At 69.4% G+C, this 16,712-nt stretch carries 14 protein-coding genes; 8 read left to right on the top strand and 6 right to left on the bottom strand.

Annotated features, from left to right (window positions below; all coding sequences use genetic code 11):
- The first annotated feature begins 49 nt into the window (after nucleotides 1-49).
- The 5 genes from SPR02S_RS29210 (at nucleotide 50) to SPR02S_RS29190 (ending at nucleotide 5,512) form a co-directional block, all read left to right on the top strand.
- Entirely contained in the window at nucleotides 50-1,420 is a 1,371-nt protein-coding gene (locus tag SPR02S_RS29210; RefSeq protein ID WP_019060570.1) for an ABC transporter substrate-binding protein, read from the top strand.
- On the top strand, nucleotides 1,417-2,355 hold the full coding sequence (locus SPR02S_RS29205; RefSeq protein ID WP_019060569.1) for a carbohydrate ABC transporter permease: 939 nt from the start codon (nucleotides 1,417-1,419) through the stop codon (nucleotides 2,353-2,355). Before SPR02S_RS29210 ends, SPR02S_RS29205 begins: the two co-directional genes overlap by 4 nt.
- The gene (locus SPR02S_RS29200) at nucleotides 2,352-3,200 is read left to right on the top strand and encodes a carbohydrate ABC transporter permease (protein ID WP_019060568.1); all 849 of its coding nucleotides are present in this window, start codon (nucleotides 2,352-2,354) and stop codon (nucleotides 3,198-3,200) included. The genes SPR02S_RS29205 and SPR02S_RS29200 overlap by 4 nt, the downstream gene beginning before the upstream one ends.
- The gene (locus SPR02S_RS29195; RefSeq protein ID WP_019060567.1) at nucleotides 3,197-4,186 is read left to right on the top strand and encodes a zinc-dependent alcohol dehydrogenase family protein; all 990 of its coding nucleotides are present in this window, start codon (nucleotides 3,197-3,199) and stop codon (nucleotides 4,184-4,186) included. The genes SPR02S_RS29200 and SPR02S_RS29195 overlap by 4 nt, the downstream gene beginning before the upstream one ends.
- 135 nt (nucleotides 4,187-4,321) lie before the next feature.
- Nucleotides 4,322-5,512, top strand: a complete 1,191-nt coding sequence (locus SPR02S_RS29190) for a TerD family protein (RefSeq protein WP_019060566.1) — start codon at nucleotides 4,322-4,324, stop codon at nucleotides 5,510-5,512.
- A 59-nt stretch (nucleotides 5,513-5,571) separates the two neighbouring features.
- Here SPR02S_RS29190 and SPR02S_RS29185 read toward each other — a convergent pair whose 3' ends face one another.
- The gene (locus SPR02S_RS29185) at nucleotides 5,572-6,153 is read right to left on the bottom strand and encodes a TetR/AcrR family transcriptional regulator (protein WP_019060565.1); all 582 of its coding nucleotides are present in this window, start codon (nucleotides 6,151-6,153) and stop codon (nucleotides 5,572-5,574) included.
- A gap of 137 nt (nucleotides 6,154-6,290) precedes the next feature.
- Here SPR02S_RS29185 and SPR02S_RS29180 point away from each other — a divergent pair, with 137 nt between their 5' ends.
- Nucleotides 6,291-7,742, top strand: coding sequence for an MFS transporter (locus tag SPR02S_RS29180; protein WP_019060564.1), 1,452 nt, complete (start codon nucleotides 6,291-6,293; stop codon nucleotides 7,740-7,742).
- Nucleotides 7,743-7,770: 28 nt separating this feature from the next.
- On the opposite strand, the gene SPR02S_RS29175 is transcribed toward SPR02S_RS29180, so the two are convergent.
- The 4 genes from SPR02S_RS29175 to SPR02S_RS29160 form a co-directional block, all read right to left on the bottom strand.
- Complete coding sequence (locus tag SPR02S_RS29175) at nucleotides 7,771-8,787, bottom strand: 1-aminocyclopropane-1-carboxylate deaminase (RefSeq protein ID WP_019060563.1); 1,017 nt, start codon at nucleotides 8,785-8,787, stop codon at nucleotides 7,771-7,773.
- A 13-nt stretch (nucleotides 8,788-8,800) separates the two neighbouring features.
- Nucleotides 8,801-9,448, bottom strand: a complete 648-nt coding sequence (locus tag SPR02S_RS29170; RefSeq protein ID WP_019060562.1) for a GntR family transcriptional regulator — start codon at nucleotides 9,446-9,448, stop codon at nucleotides 8,801-8,803.
- Between the two features lie 116 nt (nucleotides 9,449-9,564).
- A complete protein-coding gene (locus SPR02S_RS29165) occupies nucleotides 9,565-11,148 on the bottom strand; it encodes a TROVE domain-containing protein (protein WP_019060561.1) in 1,584 nt (527 codons plus the stop codon).
- Nucleotides 11,149-11,501: 353 nt separating this feature from the next.
- Nucleotides 11,502-12,959, bottom strand: coding sequence for an alkaline phosphatase PhoX (locus SPR02S_RS29160; RefSeq protein WP_019060560.1), 1,458 nt, complete (start codon nucleotides 12,957-12,959; stop codon nucleotides 11,502-11,504).
- A 438-nt stretch (nucleotides 12,960-13,397) separates the two neighbouring features.
- On the opposite strand from SPR02S_RS29160, the gene SPR02S_RS29155 reads away from it, so the two are divergent.
- Entirely contained in the window at nucleotides 13,398-14,561 is a 1,164-nt protein-coding gene (locus SPR02S_RS29155; RefSeq protein ID WP_019060559.1) for a chymotrypsin family serine protease, read from the top strand.
- A 57-nt stretch (nucleotides 14,562-14,618) separates the two neighbouring features.
- Nucleotides 14,619-15,065 (top strand): hypothetical protein, encoded by a 447-nt coding sequence (locus SPR02S_RS29150; protein ID WP_019060558.1) that lies wholly within the window; start codon nucleotides 14,619-14,621, stop codon nucleotides 15,063-15,065.
- A gap of 57 nt (nucleotides 15,066-15,122) precedes the next feature.
- Here the strand turns inward: SPR02S_RS29150 and SPR02S_RS29145 are convergent, their stop codons facing one another.
- On the bottom strand, nucleotides 15,123-16,559 hold the full coding sequence (locus SPR02S_RS29145) for a hypothetical protein (protein WP_019060557.1): 1,437 nt from the start codon (nucleotides 16,557-16,559) through the stop codon (nucleotides 15,123-15,125).
- Nucleotides 16,560-16,712 lie beyond the last annotated feature (153 nt).

The following is a 16,712-nucleotide window of genomic DNA, read 5'->3' as shown; positions in this document are numbered from 1 at the left end:
CGCCTTTGTCACCCCATAAGTCCAACTCCCCTTACTGCAGGAGCGATCCATGCGAACCCAGAGCCGACGACGGCCGCCGCGAGCCACGCTCGCCCTGGCCGCCGTAGGGACGCTGCTCGCCCCGTTGCTCTCCGGCTGCTGGGTCGGAGCGGGCGGCGCCGGATCAGGCGGCAACTCGATCAACGTCCTGATGGTCAACAACCCCCAGATGACCGAACTCCAGAAACTGGCACCGAACTTCACGAAGGAGACCGGCATCAAGGTCAACTTCACGGTGCTGCCCGAGAACGACGTCCGCGACAAGATCAGCCAGGACTTCGCCAACCAGGCCGGCCAGTACGACGTCGCGACCCTCTCCAACTACGAGATCCCGATCTACGCCCGCAACGGCTGGCTGCACGAGATGGACTCGTACGTGGCGAAGGACCCGGCCTACGACGAGCAGGACATCCTCAAGCCGATGCGCGAGTCCCTGACCGCCGACGACGGCAAGCTCTACGGGCAGCCGTTCTACGGCGAGTCGTCCTTCCTGATGTACCGCAAGGACGTGCTCGCCGACAAGGGCCTCACCATGCCCGCGCACCCGACCTGGACCCAGGTGGCCGACATCGCCGCCAAGGTCGACGGCGCCAAGCCGGGCATGAAGGGCATCTGCCTGCGCGGGCTGCCCGGTTGGGGCGAGCTGATGGCGCCGCTGACCACCGTCGTGAACACCTTCGGCGGCACCTGGTTCGACAAGAACTGGAAGGCGCAGCTCGACTCCCCCGGCTTCGAGCAGGCGACGAAGTTCTATGTCGACCTGGTCCGCAAGCACGGCGAGTCCGGCGCGGCCCAGTCCGGCTTCGCCGAGTGCCTCAACAACATCACGCAGAGCAAGGTCGCCATGTGGTACGACGCCACCTCGGCGGCCGGTTCGCTGGAGGCCAAGGGCTCCCCGGTGAAGGGCAAGATCGGCTACGTCCCCGCCCCGGTCGAGAAGACCGACTCCTCCGGCTGGCTCTACACGTGGGCCTGGGGCATCCAGAAGGCGTCCCACAACTCCGACAAGGCCTGGAAGTTCGTGTCCTGGGCGTCCGGCAAGCAGTACGAGCAGCTGGTCGGCGAGAAGGACGGCTGGGCCAACGTGCCGGCCGGGAAGCGCGCCTCGACGTACACGAACCCCGAGTACGTGAAAGAGGCCGCCGCCTTCCAGGAGCAGACGAAGGAAGCCATCGAGGGCGCCAAGCCCAATGACCCGGGCGTACAGCCGCGGCCCGCGCCCGGCATCCAGTTCGTCGACATCCCCGAGTTCACCGACCTCGGTACGAAGGTCTCCCAGGAGATCAGTTCGGCCATCGCCGGACGGCAGTCCGTCGACTCGGCCCTGAAGAAGTCCCAGAAACTCGCCGAGAAGATCTCCAAGGAGTACGAGGGACGATGACCGCCACGACAACGGCCCCGCTGGCCACCAGTCCGACCCGCACCGCGCGACAGCCATCGGACAAGCTGCGCGCCTGGGCCACCCGCGCCCCCCTGCTCCCCGCCCTGATCTTCATGATCGTCGTGACCCAACTCCCGTTCGTGGCCACGCTGGTGATCTCCTTCTTCGACTGGAACGCGCTCTACCCGAAGGCCCGGCACTTCACCGGTTTCGACAACTACCAGCAGGTCCTGACCGACGCCGACCTGCGCCACTCGGTGTGGACGACCGTCCTGCTCACCGTGGCGGTGGTGGTGGCCAGCCTGATCTTCGGCCTGCTGCTCGCCCTGCTCCTGGACCGGAAGTTCAAGGGCCGGGGCTTTGTCCGCACGCTGCTGATCGCCCCGTTCCTGGTGGTGCCGGTGGCCGCGGCCCTGCTCTGGAAGCATGTGCTCTACAACCCTGAATACGGCCTGTTCAATGGGCTGTTGCACTATGTGGGCGGCCCACAGCCGGATTGGATCTCCAACACCCCGCTGCTCGCGGTCGAGGCTTCCCTGGTGTGGCAGTGGACGCCGTTCATGATGCTGATCCTGCTGGCCGGCCTCCAGAGCCGCGACCACCAGCAGATCGAGGCCGCGAAAGTGGACGGCGCCAGCGACTGGCAGGTCTTCCGCTATCTGACACTCCCGCATCTGCGCCGCTATCTCGAACTCGGCGCCCTGCTGGGCTCGATCTACATCGTCCAGAACTTCGACGCGGTCTTCACCATCACGTCGGGCGGCCTGGGCACCGCCAACCTGCCCTACACCGTCTACCAGAGCTTCTACCAGGCGCACGAGAACGGCCTCGCCTCGGCGGCCGGTGTCCTGGTCGTCATCGGCTCGATCATCATCGCGACCTTCGCCCTGCGCGTCGTGTCGTCCCTGTTCCGTGAGGAGGCGTCCCGCGCATGAGCAGCATCGCCGTACGCGTGCGTGACCGCCGTAAAGGAGCGGGCCTCGGCCTGGTGGCCTGGCTTCTCGGCATCGTGTTCTTCCTGCCCATCGCCTGGATGGCGCTGACGTCCTTCCACTCGGAGACGGACGCGGCGACCAACCCGCCGTCCTTCGGGGCCGCCCTCACCCTGAGCGGCTACCGGGAGTTCTTCGGCACGGGCGGCGGCGCGAGCCCCTGGCCCGCGCTGGTCAACTCGCTGGTCGCGTCGGTGGCTTCGACACTCTTCGTGCTGGTGCTGGCGTTCCCGGCGGCCTACGCGCTGTCGATCCGCCCGGTGAAGAAGTGGACCGACGTCCTGTTCTTCTTCCTGTCCACGAAGATGCTCCCGGTGGTGGCGGGCCTGCTGCCGATCTACCTGTTCGCGAAGAACGCCGGGATGCTGGACAACATCTGGCTCCTGGTCATCCTCTACACCTCGATGAACCTGCCGATCGCGGTGTGGATGATGCAGTCGTTCCTCGCCGAGGTCCCGGTCGCCGTCATCGAGGCGGCGCAGATCGACGGCGCGCGGCTGCCAACCATCCTCGCGCGCGTGGTGGCCCCGATCGCCCTCCCCGGTATCGCGGCGACCTCCCTGATCTGCTTCATCTTCAGCTGGAACGAGCTGCTGTTCGCCCGGGTCCTCACGGGTGTGGTCGCCGAGACCGCCCCCGTCTTCCTGACCGGCTTCATCACCAGCCAGGGCCTGTTCCTGGCCAAGGTGTGCGCCGCGTCGCTCGTCGTCTCCCTGCCGGTGCTCGCCGCAGGGTTCGCCGCCCAGGACAAGCTGGTCCAGGGCCTCTCCTTGGGAGCCGTGAAATGAAGGCCGCCGTCATCGAGTCCGTGGGCCGCGCCGTCGTCACCGAGGTCCCCGACCCGACGCCGGGCCCCCGCGAGGTCGTCGTCGAGGTCGCCGCCTGCGGGCTGTGCGGCACCGATCTACACATCCTCCAGGGCGAGTTCGCGCCCAAGCTGCCGATCGTGCCGGGCCACGAGTTCGCCGGCGAGATCGTCGCGGTCGGCACCCAGGTCACCGAGGTCTCGGTCGGCGACCAAGTAGCCGTAGACCCATCCCTCTATTGCTACGAGTGCCGGCAGTGCCGCAACGGCCACAACAACCTCTGCGAACGCTGGGCCGCGATCGGCGTCACCACGGCGGGCGGCGCGGCCCAGTACGCACTCGCCCCGGTGGCGAACTGCGTGAAGCTCCCCGAGCACGTCCGCACCCAGGACGCGGCCCTCGTCGAACCCCTGTCGTGCGCGGTGCGCGGCTACGACGTCCTCAAGTCCCGCCTCGGCGCACACGTCCTGATCTACGGCTCCGGGACCATGGGCCTGATGATGCTGGAGCTGGCCAAGCGCACCGGCGCGGCGAGCGTCGACATCGTGGACCTGAACCCGGCCCGCCTGGAGACGGCCCGCACGCTCGGTGTCTCCGGCTCCGCGGCGAACGCGGACGAGCTGGACCGGCCGCAGGGCTGGGACCTCGTGGTCGACGCGACCGGCAACGCGGCGGCGATCCAGGACGGCCTGGGGCGGGTGGCGAAGGCCGGCACGTTCCTGCAGTTCGGGGTGGCCGACTACGCGACCCGGGTGTCGATCGACCCGTACCGCATCTACAACCAGGAGATCACCATCACCGGTTCCATGGCGGTGCTGCACAGCTTCGAACGGGCGGCGGAGCTGTTCGCGAATGGCGTCCTCGACCCGGAGATCTTCATCAGCGACCGGATCGAGCTGGAGCGGTATCCGCAGGCGCTGGAGCAGTTCGCGGCGGGGGTGGGGCGGAAGATCGTGGTGATTCCCTAGTCCGCAGAAGGGTTCAGGGGAGTCCGCAGGAGGGATCGAGGGCGGTTTCGAGCCGGTGGTGTCAAGGGTTGGCCAATTGGTCGCTTGGTAAGGGAACGGCAAAATGGTCTCGGTCGTTCACGAGTCATGACAGCTATGACCCCCGGCTCGAACATCCCTCTCTCCGCCGCGCGCGTGACGGTGGACGTCGCCGCCCCGGTGCGGCTCGACGTATCGGGCCTGCTGCTCACGGGCGACGGCAAGGTGCGCTCCGACGACGACTTCATCTTCTACAACCAGCCGACGGGCCCCGGCGTGACCTACCGCTCCGGCGGCGGTACGGCACCCGACGCGATCACCGTCGACACCGGCGCCGTCCCGCCGGGCATCGAGAAGATCGTCGTCACCGCCAGCCCGGACGCGGCCGGCCAGAGCTTCCAGGGCGTCGAACCCACGGCCACGATCCGCAACGCGGACGACAACAGCGTGCTGGGCACCTTCACACCCCCGCAGCTCGGCGCCGAGACGGCACTCGTGGTCGTGGAGATCTACCTCCGCAACGGCGTCTGGAAGGCCCGCGCGGTCGGCCAGGGCTACGCCAACGGCCTCGCGGGCATCGCCACGGACTTCGGCGTCTCGGTCGAGGAACCGGCCGCGGCTCCGGCAGCGGTTCCAGCTCCGGTGGCCCCGCCCGCACCGCAGGCCGCAGCAGCTCCCGTCGCTCCCGCGACTCCCCCGCCGCCGCCCGCCGCACCCCCGCTCGGCGCCGGAAAGATCAACCTCGACAAGGGCCGCGTCAGCCTCCAGAAGAACCAGACCGTCTCCCTGGTCAAGGGCGGCCGCCCGCTCCTCTCCCAGGTCAAGATGGGCCTCGGCTGGGAGCCCGCGTACCGCGGCAAGGACATCGACCTGGACGCCTCGGTCATCGCCTACGGCCCGCAGCGCAACCACGTCGACAGCTGCTACTTCGGCAAACTGTCGATCCTGAACGGCGCGATCAAGCACTCCGGTGACAACCTGACGGGCGAGGGCGGCGGTGACGACGAGGTGATCGTGGTCGACCTCGGCCGCATCCCCGAGAACGTCACCGGCCTGGTCTTCACGGTCAACTCCTTCTCCGGCCAGAAGTTCACCGAGGTCGCCAAGGCCTACTGCCGCCTCCTGGACGCCGCGACCGGCGAGGAACTGGTCCGCTTCGACCTCACCAACGCCGAGTCCCAGACGGGCGTGATGATGGCGAAGCTGGTCAAGCAGTTCACCGGTGAGTGGGACATGACCGCGATGGGCGACTTCGTGAAGTCCCGCACGGTGCGCGGCATGGTGAAGCCGGCGGCCCAAGCGCTGTAACCACCACAGACACAGTCCTACGACCGCTGCGGGCGCTCCTTCCGAGGGGCGCCCGGCGTTCACTCCGACCCGGCAGCGGGCCGTAGCCCGTTCGTCAGCAGGGACAGATAGCGGCGGATGGACTTCCCCTGGCCGTCCGCCAGTTCGGAAGCCGTGGACACCCCGTGGGCCAACCGCAGGACCTCGATCGGCTCGATGTCCTGACGCAGGGTCCCCTCCCGCTGTGCCGCCTCCACCAACCGCTGCGTCGCGCCCTTCATATGCGTACCGCAGGCCGTGAGCGCGAGATTGCTGCCGTCCGCGACGGCCGAGCCCAGCAGGGCCTTCATGCCGCGCACCTGGATCGTGCCGACGCAGACCTCGTACAGCCACTCGGCCAGCGCCTCGCCCGGCGGCAGCTCCTTCGCGAGCTCGTCGGCGCGGGTCCCGAGCGCCTCGATCCGGTCGACGTAGGCCGCCTCCAACAGCGCCTGCCGGGTGGGGAAATGCCGGTACAGCGTCCCTGATCCGACGCCCGCGCGCTTGGCGATGTCGTCGAGGGACGCGTTCTCCCCGTGCTCGGCGAAAGCCTCCGCCGCCACCTTCAGCAGTCGGTCATAGTTGCGCCGGGCGTCCGCGCGCATGGGTCTGACCTGCGCCATCCAGATACTCCTTGCGAACCGGGGACTGTCTCCGTATCTTACCGAGTACTAAACGGAGACAGTCCCCGCTTACCGCTGCGGGCAGTCCGTGCTGCCCGCACATGTCTCAGCCGGGGACGCCAGAACGGGAGAACTCCATGTCCAGCCCGTCCGCACCGTCCACCACCGTCGATCCTCTCTCCGCACCACCCCGAACCGCCAGGCTCGGCACCGTCCTCTTCGTCGTCGTCACGGCCTATTTGATGGTCGGCGTCGACTCCACTGTCGTCAACGTAGCGCTGCCGGACATCCAGAAGGACCTCGACTTCAGCCCCACCGGGCTGTCCTGGGTCCTCAACGCCTACACGCTCGCCTTCGGCGGGCTGCTTCTGCTGGGCGGCCGGGTCGGCGACATCGTCGGCCGTCGCCGTACGCTCACCATCGGCGTGCTGCTCTTCGCGACGTCCTCCCTGCTCGGCGGACTCGCCACCGACAGCGCCTGGCTGCTCGCGGCCCGCGCGCTGCAGGGCGTGGGCGCCGCGCTCATCGCACCCAACACGCTCGCCCTGATCACCACCAACTTCCCGGAGGGCCCGCGCCGTCACCACGCGCTCGGCATCTACACCTCCATGGCCGGCATCGGCGCCTCGATAGGCCTGGTCATCGGCGGCATGTTGACCTCCTGGGCGTCCTGGCGCTGGGCCCTGCTGATCAACGTGCCGATCGGCGTCGCGGTGGCCACCGCCCTCCCCCGTTTCGTCGCCGAACCCCCGCGCCACGCGGGCCGGTTCGACGCGGCGGGCGCGCTCACCGGCACCGCCGGGATGACCTCGCTGGTGTACGCGTTCATCCGGGTCTCGTCGGACGGCTGGGGCGATACGCAGGCGCAGTTGGGGTTCAGTTTCGCGGCGGCCCTGCTGGCGGGCTTCACCCTGGTCGAGTCCCGCGCCGCCCAACCCATCATGCCGCTGCGCCTGTTCGCGAGCCGCAACCGAGCGGGTGGCTACGCGGGCGTCCTGCTGTTGCCGGCGGGCATGTTCGGCGCGTTCTACTTCCTCACCCTGATCAGCCAACGGGTCCTGGACTACAGCCCGTTGCGCGCGGGCTTCGCGTTCCTGCCGATGACGCTGGCGATGTTCACGGTCGTGCGTTTCGTACCGCGCCTGCTGGCCCGCTTCGGCGCCAAGCCGATCCTGCTCACCGGCATGGCCGTGCTCGTCGCATCGGCGACGTGGCTGTGGCAACTCCGCCCCGGCGACGGCTACTTGACCGGCCTGCTGGGCCCCCTGTTCCTGATGGGCCTGGGCGTCGGCCTCAGCTTCATGCCCCTCAATGTGACGATCCTCGCGGGCATCGAGCCCCGTGAGGCGGGCGCCGCGTCGGGTCTCCTCCAGACCCTCCAGTGGCTCGGCGGCACCCTCGGACTGTCCATCCTGGTCACGGTGTTCGGTACGGCGACCCGGCAATCGACCGGGTCACCGTCCGAGATCCTCGTCCACGGGTCGGCCCGCGCGTTCGGCGTCGGCGCGCTGATCGCCCTGACCGCGCTGCTGGTATCGGCGCTCGTGATCACCGGCAGGAAACCCGAGCGGGCCAAGGGGACTGCCTAAAGAGGACTGAGGGGACTGCGGGGCCTGCCTAGAACAGCGCGCTGTACGCGTTCAGCGCGGGCTGTCCGCCGAGGTGGGCGTAGAGCACGGTGGAGTCGGCGGCGATCTCACCGCGGGCGACCAGGTCGATCATCCCGGCCATGGACTTGCCCTCGTAGACGGGGTCGGTGACCATCCCCTCGGTGCGGGCGGCGAGGCGCATCGCCTCCAGGGTGGTCTCGTCGGGGATGCCGTAGATGCCGGCGTGGTAGCGGTCGTCCAGTTCGACGTCGTCGAGGGTCAACTCGCGCTTGACGCCGATCAGTTGGGCGGTGCCCTGGGCGATGCGGGCCACCTGCTCGCGGGTCTCGGCGGGCTTCGCCGAGGCGTCGATGCCGAGCACCCGGCGCTCGCGCCCGCCCGCTTCTTCCAGCGCGCGGAACCCGGCGACCATGCCCGCCTGGGTGGACCCGGTCACCGAGCACACCACCACGGTGTCGAAGAAGACGCCCAACTCCTGTTCCTGCTGGGCGACTTCATGGGCCCAGTTGGCGAAGCCGAGGCCGCCGAGCGGGTGGTCGGAGGCGCCGGCCGGGATGGCGTACGGCTTGCCGCCGCCTTCCTCGACCTCCCGCAGAGCCTGCTCCCAGCTCTCCTTGAAGCCGATGCCGAACCCGGCCTTCACCAGCCGTACGTCCGCTCCGGCGAGGCGGCTGATCAGGATGTTGCCGACCTTGTCGTAGACGGAGTCGGGCCACTCCACCCAACTCTCCTGGATCAGCACGCACTTGAGCCCGGCGCGGGCGGCAGAAGCCGCGACCTGGCGGGTGTGGTTGGACTGCACGCCGCCGATCGACACGAGGGTGTCGCAGCCCTTCGCGAGGGCGTCGGCGACGAGGTACTCCAGCTTGCGGGTCTTGTTGCCGCCGTACGCGACACCGGAGTTGCAGTCCTCGCGCTTGGCCCACAGGGCGGCGCCGCCGAGGTGGGCGGTGAGGCGCTCCAGGGGGTGGACGGGCGAGGGGCCGAAGAGGAGGGGGTAACGGTCGTACGAGGAAAGGGACATGAGTTCTCCAGGGTCAGTCGGCGTCGGCCAGGTCTGCGAGGGTGTGCCAGATGTCGGCCGTGACGCGGACCGCACCGTCCGTGTCGCCTTCGGCGCAGGCCTCGATCAGCCGCTCGTGCAGTCCGGCCGAGCGGCATGAGCCGCCCTCGCCGAAGCGTCGTCGCTCCAGTCGGCGGATGAGCGGGGTGTAACGGGCGATGGTGGCGGCGGCGGCGCGATTGCCGCTCACCCGCACCGGTACGTCGTGGAGTTCGTCGTCGGCGCGCAGGGCCGCGTCCACGTCACCGGCGGCCACGGCGGCGGCGAACCGGTCGTTGGCCGCGCGCATCACGTCAACGTCCTTGTCCCGCAAGAGGGGTACGGCGACCCGCGTCACCAACTCGTGCATGGCCCCGACCACGGCGGCGGCGTCCCGCACCTCGGCGGCCACAACCGGCGTCACCCGGGTGTAGCTCTGCGGCTTGCTCTCCAGCAGGCCCTCCTCCACCAGCCGCGAGAACGCCTCGCGTACCGGCGCGCGCGACAACCCGAGCCGCTCGGCGAGATCGGCGTCCCGCACCACGGCCCCGGGCTCGATCTCCCCGGCCACGATGGCGTCGCGGATCGCTTCGTAGGCGCGGTCGCGGAGAAGGGTGCGCGGGACGGGCCGTAGGGCTTCCATGAACCGATAGTAGAACTGAAATGTTAGATGTCAATGGCTCGCCCACACCCTTGTCCGGACATGGGTGTGGCCCGCACCCATGTGTGGGTGCGGGCCACATGTCTCGCTTCCTCGCTTCAGGCCGCCCAGGGCCAGTCCGCGTCCCGGGCCGCCTCCAGCAGCGGCACCATCCGGAAGGCCGCGTCCGAGAGGCCGCCGAAGGTGTGCCGGTTCGCCGTGCCGGACGGGCCGTGGCCCGCTCGGTACCCGGCGAGGTTCCAGGTGTAGACCGGGATGCCGGCCGGTACCTGCTCGGTCGGGTCGCCGTGCCGGCTGTACGCGTACTGCTCGTCGGTGACGATCAGCACCCGGTCCTGGCCCCGGTAGTGCGAGCGGACCGCCGAGGTGGTGTCGGTGCCGCCCAGGTCGCCGAAGCGCTCCAGGACCTTGAGCACCGACTCGCCCGCGCCGAAGTCCAGGCGCTTGCTCGTGGTGCCGAACTCGACGAGGTCCGCGTCCGCCGCCCGCAGCGCGAGCGCCGTGCCGAAGATCGCCGCCGCGTCGGCCCGGTTGAGCTCCGAGCGGTCGGACAGCCGCGAGAAGAACATCGAGCCCGAGCGGCCCACGAGCACCAGCGTGCGGCCCGGCAGCGCGGGCACGTTGGCCAGCGAGTGGCCGAGCGCCTGCTCCAGCGGGTACGACCAGCGCAGCGAGGGAGCGTGCTGGTACGCGGCGAGGTACCGGAAGGGGAACTGCCGCGAGCGCGCGACCTCCGCCGGGTCGCTGATCTTCGCCGCGACCTGGGCCGCGACCTCGTCACAGACCCCGGCCTCGTCGAAGTTCCGGAGGTTCCGGACCAGCGCCATCGAGCCCATGGACGGGATGACCGCCTCCCAGGCCGCCTTGTCCATCGGCCCCTGGAGCCAGCCGGCCAGCGCCTCCCACGTCATCCCGGCCGCCGCGAACCGCTCCGCGCCGTCGGCCGCGGTGACGACAGCGCGTCGCCGCTCGACCGGCAGCGCCATCAACTCGCGGTGCGCGGTGAGGACTTGGTTCGACGCGGGCGGTACGGCGGTGTCCGGGTGGTGCCGCCGGTCCAGCGCGTACTGGAACAGCTCGCCCTGCCACGCCTTGTCCGGGTCCGGCGCCGCGTGCACCAGGTTGAGGATGTCGCCGAAGCGGTAGCCCTTGGCCGCGGTGTCGTACTTCAGCAGCGACTTGCCGCCGTAGAGACGTCGTACGGCGTCGGCGACACCGCGCTTGACGGGCTTCGGGATGGCGCGGCCGTAGCGCGTGGTCCAGTACGCGAGCAGCTCGCCGGGCTCGTCCGGGCGCCGGAGCACGGAGTCGACGACCTGTCGGTTCGAGGGGCCGTCGGTGGCGCCGGCGTCGAGGCGGGCCTTCACGTACTCGGCGGCGCCCACGAGGGAGGCCGTACGGAGGTTGCCCTCGCCGCGCAGCCAGCCGAGGAGGCCGGCCGTCCAGGCCGGGTCGGTGACGGCGAGCTCGCGCACGAGGGTGGCGAAGCGGTCGTCGCGGTCGGCGCCGGACTCGTAAAAGGTCTGCTGGGAGACGAAGTTGGCGACGGCGAGCAGGAAAAGCTCGGAGCGCGCGTCTCGCTCACTGCCTCGGCCGCCCTGGTAGGTACGGAGCACTCGGCCCGTGGAGGTGACCCGCGAAGTGGGCTGGGTCTTCGCCGCCTTGGTGTTGAATCGCGCCATGGTGAATTCCCCCGAATTCCTTGGTGTTTCGGAGGAAGACGCAGCGGAAGGTGGGTGCCCGAGATCAGAAAGCGGCGACGGACTTATCAGATGCTCCACCCAATTGAGCTACACCGACCCGAAGTCGATGACGGGACTCGAACCCGCAACCGTCTGGCCCAATGAAGTAACCGTTGCCTGCGCACCGGGCACCCACCATGAGCTGCGCCTCCCGAGATCAAGAACGGCTGCGGTGTCTTTTTCGATCACAACGAAGTAACCGCCGCCTGCGCACCGGGAGGTGCGTGCTGTTGTGATCTCAGAGTAGGAGGCACAGCTCTGGAGGGGCCAACCAATTAATTCCGTACGGGAGTTCAGCCGCGCTTCTGCCGCTTCCAAGGCCCCGTGATCGCCAGCATGATCCCCGGCGTCTGGATGTTCGCGAACAGCGTCTTGCCGTCGGGCGAGAAGGTCACGCCCGTGAACTCGCTGTATTCCGGCTTCTCTTCGGTGCCGATGTTGAGTTCGTTGCGGGCGATCGGGTACGTGCGCCCGCTGTCGGTCGCGCCGAACAGGTGCTGGACGCCCTCGCCGTCCTCGGCGATGACGAGGCCGCCGTAGGGAGAGACGGTGATGTTGTCGGGGCCGTCGAACGCGCCGTCCACGGACGGGTCGGGGTTGACGCCGATGAGGACCTTGAGGGTGAGGGTGCGGCGCTTGGGGTCGTAGAACCAGACGGCGCCGTCGTGCTGGACGGGGCTCTCCGTGCGGGCGAACGAGGAGACGATGTAGGTGCCGCCGTCGCCCCACCACATGCCCTCGAGCTTGCGGGCGCGGGTGATCTCTCCGGCGGCGAACTGCTTGCGGACCGAGACCGTCTTCGCGTCGCGGTCGGGGACGTCGATCCAGTCGACGCCGTAGACCGTGCCGATCTTCGTGGCGCGGGAGAGGTCGTCGATGAACTTGCCGCCGGAGTCGAAGCACTTGAAGGCCTGGAGGACGCCCGCGTCGTCGGCGAGGGTGCGGAGCTTGCCGCGGCCGTGGTGGAAGTGCTCCGGCGGGGTCCAGCGGTAGAGGAGGCCGTTCGGGCCCGACGCGTCCTCGGTGAGGTAGAGGTGGCCACGCTTGGGGTCGACGACCACCGCCTCGTGGGCGTAGCGGCCAAGTGCCTTGATGGGCTTGGGGTTTCGGTTGGCGCGACGGTCGACCGGGTCGACCTCGAAGACGTAACCGTGGTCCTTGGTGAAGCCGTTGGTGCCGGCCTTGTCCTCGGTCTCCTCACAGGTGAGCCAGGTGTCCCAAGGGGTGTTGCCACCCGCGCAGTTGGTGACGGTGCCGGCGATGCCGACCCACTCGGCGACATGGTCGCGGCGGACCTCGACGACCGTGCAGCCGCCGGCCCCGGCGGGGTCGTAGACGAGGCCCTCGGTGAGCGGGACGGGGTGGGGCCACTGGGCGCGGGGGCCGGCCAGCTCGTGGTTGTTGACGAGGAGGGTGGCGCCGCGCGGGCCGTCGAAGGTGGACGTGCCGTCGTGGTTGGAGGGGGTGAACTCGCCCGACTCCAGCTTGGTTTTCCCGCTGTAGGTGATGACGCGGTATTTGAAGCCGGCGGGGAGGGCGAGGAGGCCGTCCGGGTCGGCGAGCAGCGGGCCGTAGCCGACGCCGGGGTGCTGGTGTCCGTGGCCGTATTCGGCCGCCGAGTTCTCACTGTCGGTGTCGGTGGCGGCGAGGGCGTTGGGCGCGGTGGCGAGGGCGCCGACGCTGCCCGCCAGCGCGACCCCGGCACCGGTCAGCGCGGACTTTGCGGTGAAATCCCTGCGGGTGAGCGACATGCGTGTCTCCTGTGACGGTGGGTGTGCCGTGGAGGGTGGCGGACCTCGGTCGGCGCCACGCTTCCGCCCATGTCTGAACGGGAGTTGAACACCGAGCGACATCACCAGTCTCCCTTCCATGAATCCGTATGTACTCCCCCACGAAACCCAAAAGTCCTCCGCTCCGGAAGAACTGGCCTGGCGACGCTTCGAAAGCAAGGCCAAAGGGCGTGTAGCGGACGGAAAGTATGGATCGGGGCGAAATTCGTGATTCATTTCAGATTGCCTTGACTCCGCCTGCTCCCCGGCCATAGACCTGAAGAGCACACCGCAGAAGGCCGGCTCACGAAGCCGGCCCATGTGAGCGGGAAGTGCCCCCCGCGACCGGCCCTTTCGAGAAGGCGCGATCGCCGTAGCCCGTAAGGGACCAAGAGCCGTGATCTGATGAGGTGGTCTGGCGTGAGCCAGCCCGAGATGATGCGAGGACCGACCGGCGGCCAGCTGAGTGACAGCTCCCGTCGGCAAGCGAATTCAGACTTCCTGCGGCCGCAGTCGCCGCTGGCCAACGTCGTCGGCTTCGGCCACGGCGTGAAGTGGATCGACGGACAGGCCACGGGCGAAGCGGCCGTGCTGGTGTTCGTGACCCAGAAGGTGCCGGAGTCCCAGCTCCCCGAGCGGGATGTCATCCCGCGCACGATGGACGACGGCACCCCCACCGACGTCGTCGCGGTCGGCCATGTCGCCGCGCAGCGTCAGCAGCAGCAACGCCGGACCCCGGGCCGCTCCGAGGACCGCGGTACCTCCTACCGGAGCGACGGCAGCACGGCCGAGCAACTCGCCGGCCTCACGCAGCCGTTGCTGGAAGAGCTCGGCGGGCTCGGCCGGTTCGAGCCGCAGCTCCTCAAGCGCCGTATGCGCCCGGCCCGTTCAGGCGTCTCGATCGGCAACGTGCGAGTGACCGCGGGCACGTTGGGCAGCGTGGTGTACGACTTCCTGCCGGGCGCCTCCGTGGACCCGCCGGGTCCCGGCCTCGGCACCCCCGCGCGGTTCTACGTCCTCTCCAACAACCACGTGCTGGCCGACTGCAACCGCGCCCAGCCGGGGAGTTCGATCCTGCAGCCCGGCGCGTACGACGGCGGCACGGACCCGGACGACCGTCTCGCGACCCTGGACCGGTTCATCCCTATCCAGTTCGCGCCGCAGATCCCGGTGGAGCGCCACAACAACGTGGTGGACTGCGCGCTCGGCGCCGTGGACTTCCAGGACGCCACCCGTGAGCAGCACTTCAGCGGTGCGCCGCGCGCCTGGCGGCGCAAGGCCAACGTCTCGGTCGGCGACCTGGTGAAGAAGACCGGCCGTACGACGAACATCAGCTTCGGCCGGATCATCGCGACCGACGTCACGATCGACGTCGGCTACGGCACGGCGGGCACGGCCCGGTTCTTGGACCAGGTCCTGACGACGAGCATCTCGGCGGGCGGCGACTCCGGTTCGCTGGTGACCTCCCTCGACAACGTCGCGACCGGTCTGCTCTTCGCGGGTTCCTCGGTCGTCACCGTCGCCAACCACATCGAGAACGTCCGCGCGCTGCTGCGGGTGGAGATCGCCGAGCAGCTTGCCTGACGGTCACTCAGCACCCGTAACGGTCGCTCAACACCTGTACCGGAAGAGGGAATCAGCATGACCACGCAGGCCAAGCGGCAGAAGAGCCATACCGGCTCCGAGCACCGTTTCCACAATCCCCAGGGCGCGGAAGTAAAGACGCGTGACGAGGCGTTCGCCTCCCAGCAGGACATGACCGCCGAGGCGGCCTCCGCGTCCACCAAGCTGGAACTGCACAACGGGTCGATGACCTTCGCCATCGAGGTGGAGTACAACCCCAACACGTACCCGCACGTCGTGACCGGCGGCAAGATCACCTCCGGCATCAGCGGCGCCCCCTGGGACATCACGGGCGGCTTCATGGGCGAGACGATCCGTCTCGACGCGAAGCGCACCGGCCAGGGCGCCCACGCCAACGCGACGACCCTCGTCGGCGAGTTCCAGAACCCGCCGGCCTACCGGGGTACGTACGGCTTCAACGGGGACTCCTCGTCGTTCAAGCACACGACGAGCTACCACTGCTGAGGCGGTGAACCGTCGGGGTGTGGGGAGGTCGCCCTCCCCACACCTCGGCTTTCCGCGTCAATTCCCTTGCTGGGAACGCGCCTTGAACGCCGCCTTGCGCGCTTCCTTCGCGATCCGCTTGTCCGGGTGCAGCCGGCCCATCGCCTCCAGGACGTCCGCGGTTGCCGGGTGGTCGACCCGCCAGGCCGCCGCGAAGAACCCGTTGTGCTGCTGGGCCAGGCCCTCGACCAGGGCCTGCAGCTCCTCGGAGTTGCCCTCGGCGGCGAGCTGCGCGGCGACCGTGTCGACGGTCAGCCAGAACACCAGGTCCTCGGAGGGCGCGGGGACATCGCTCGCGCCGTGCTCGCTCAGCCAGACCCGGGCGAGGCCGCCCAGTTCGGGGTCGTCGAGCACCTCGCGCAGCGCGGGCTCGGCCTCGTCGCCGACGAGGGAGAGCGCCTGCTGGCAGAGCAGCCGCCGTAGCGGCGCTCCGGTGTCGGCGCCGCGGGCCGCGGCGAGCAACTCCCGTGCCGCCGCCAGGGGTTCACGACCGGCCAGCCACTGCTCGGTCTCGGCCCGCGCGGCCGCCTGCGGGAACGTCGACGTCCCGTCGAGCAGCGCGTCCGCGCCCTTGTCCGCGAGATCTCCTACGGCGGGGGCGGCGAAGCCCGCTTCGAGGAGGCGGGCGCGCAGGCCGTAGAGGCCGAGGGGGGTGAGGCGGACCATGCCGTAGCGGGTGACGTCGGTCTCGTCGACGGGCGCGGAGGGTCCGTCGGTCAGTTCGTCGGGGTCGGCCATGAGGGCCTCGTCGACGGGCTGGTACTCGACGATGCCGACCGGTTCGAGGAGCCGGAACTGGTCGTCGAGGCGCATCATCGCGTCGGAGACCTGCTCCAGGACGTCGTTGGTGGGCTCACCCATGTCGCTGGGCACGATCATCGACGCGGCGAGCGCGGGCAGCGGGACGGGGCCGTCGCCGGGGCCGTCCTCGTTGACGGTCAGGAGGTAAAGGTTGCCGAGGACGCCGTCGAGGAACTCGGCCTCCGCCTCGGGGTCCCAGTCGAGTGACGAGAAATCGACCTCGCCGCCCTCGTCCATGGCGTCGACAAGACCGTCCAGATCGGGCACGCTCGCGTCCGCGAGAAGAGTGTCGAGGGCTCCGAGCCACACCGCGAGCACATCGCCGGGCGAGCCGGAGGTGAGCTGTGCCAGCTCCTCGCCCGCCGCTACGGTGCCCTCCTCCTCGTCGACGACCTCGACGAGCCCGGTGTCCACGGCGACCCGCCAGGCCTCGCTCGCGTCGGCCGCGGCGTCCTCGCCGGTGAGGCCGAGGAGCTCGGCCGCGGCGGGCAGTTGCTCGTCGACAAGGCTGCCACCGGCGTCGATGCGGGTGTCGGGTCCCGCCCAGCGGGCGAGCCGTGCGGCCCGGGCGAGCAGGGGTGTGGACAGCGCGTCGCGCGCCAGCTCCGCTTCGGAGTGCAGCCGCACCGGCGGCAAGGGGGAGCTGTCTGACATCGGTGGGTTCTCCTAGGGCGCCTCGAAGGCCGTACGACGGCTGTACGACGGCCGTACACGACACACGACTCAGCCGCTCAGCCTAGACGGATTTCGACCCATGCCGCCCGGTTCATGTTCCGGCCACGAGGAGTACATGGCCGAAACCTTGAC

This window comes from Streptomyces prunicolor NBRC 13075 (assembly GCF_000367365.1).
GTDB lineage: Bacteria > Actinomycetota > Actinomycetes > Streptomycetales > Streptomycetaceae > Streptomyces > Streptomyces prunicolor.
This window is presented reverse-complemented; position numbering and strand designations above follow the sequence as displayed.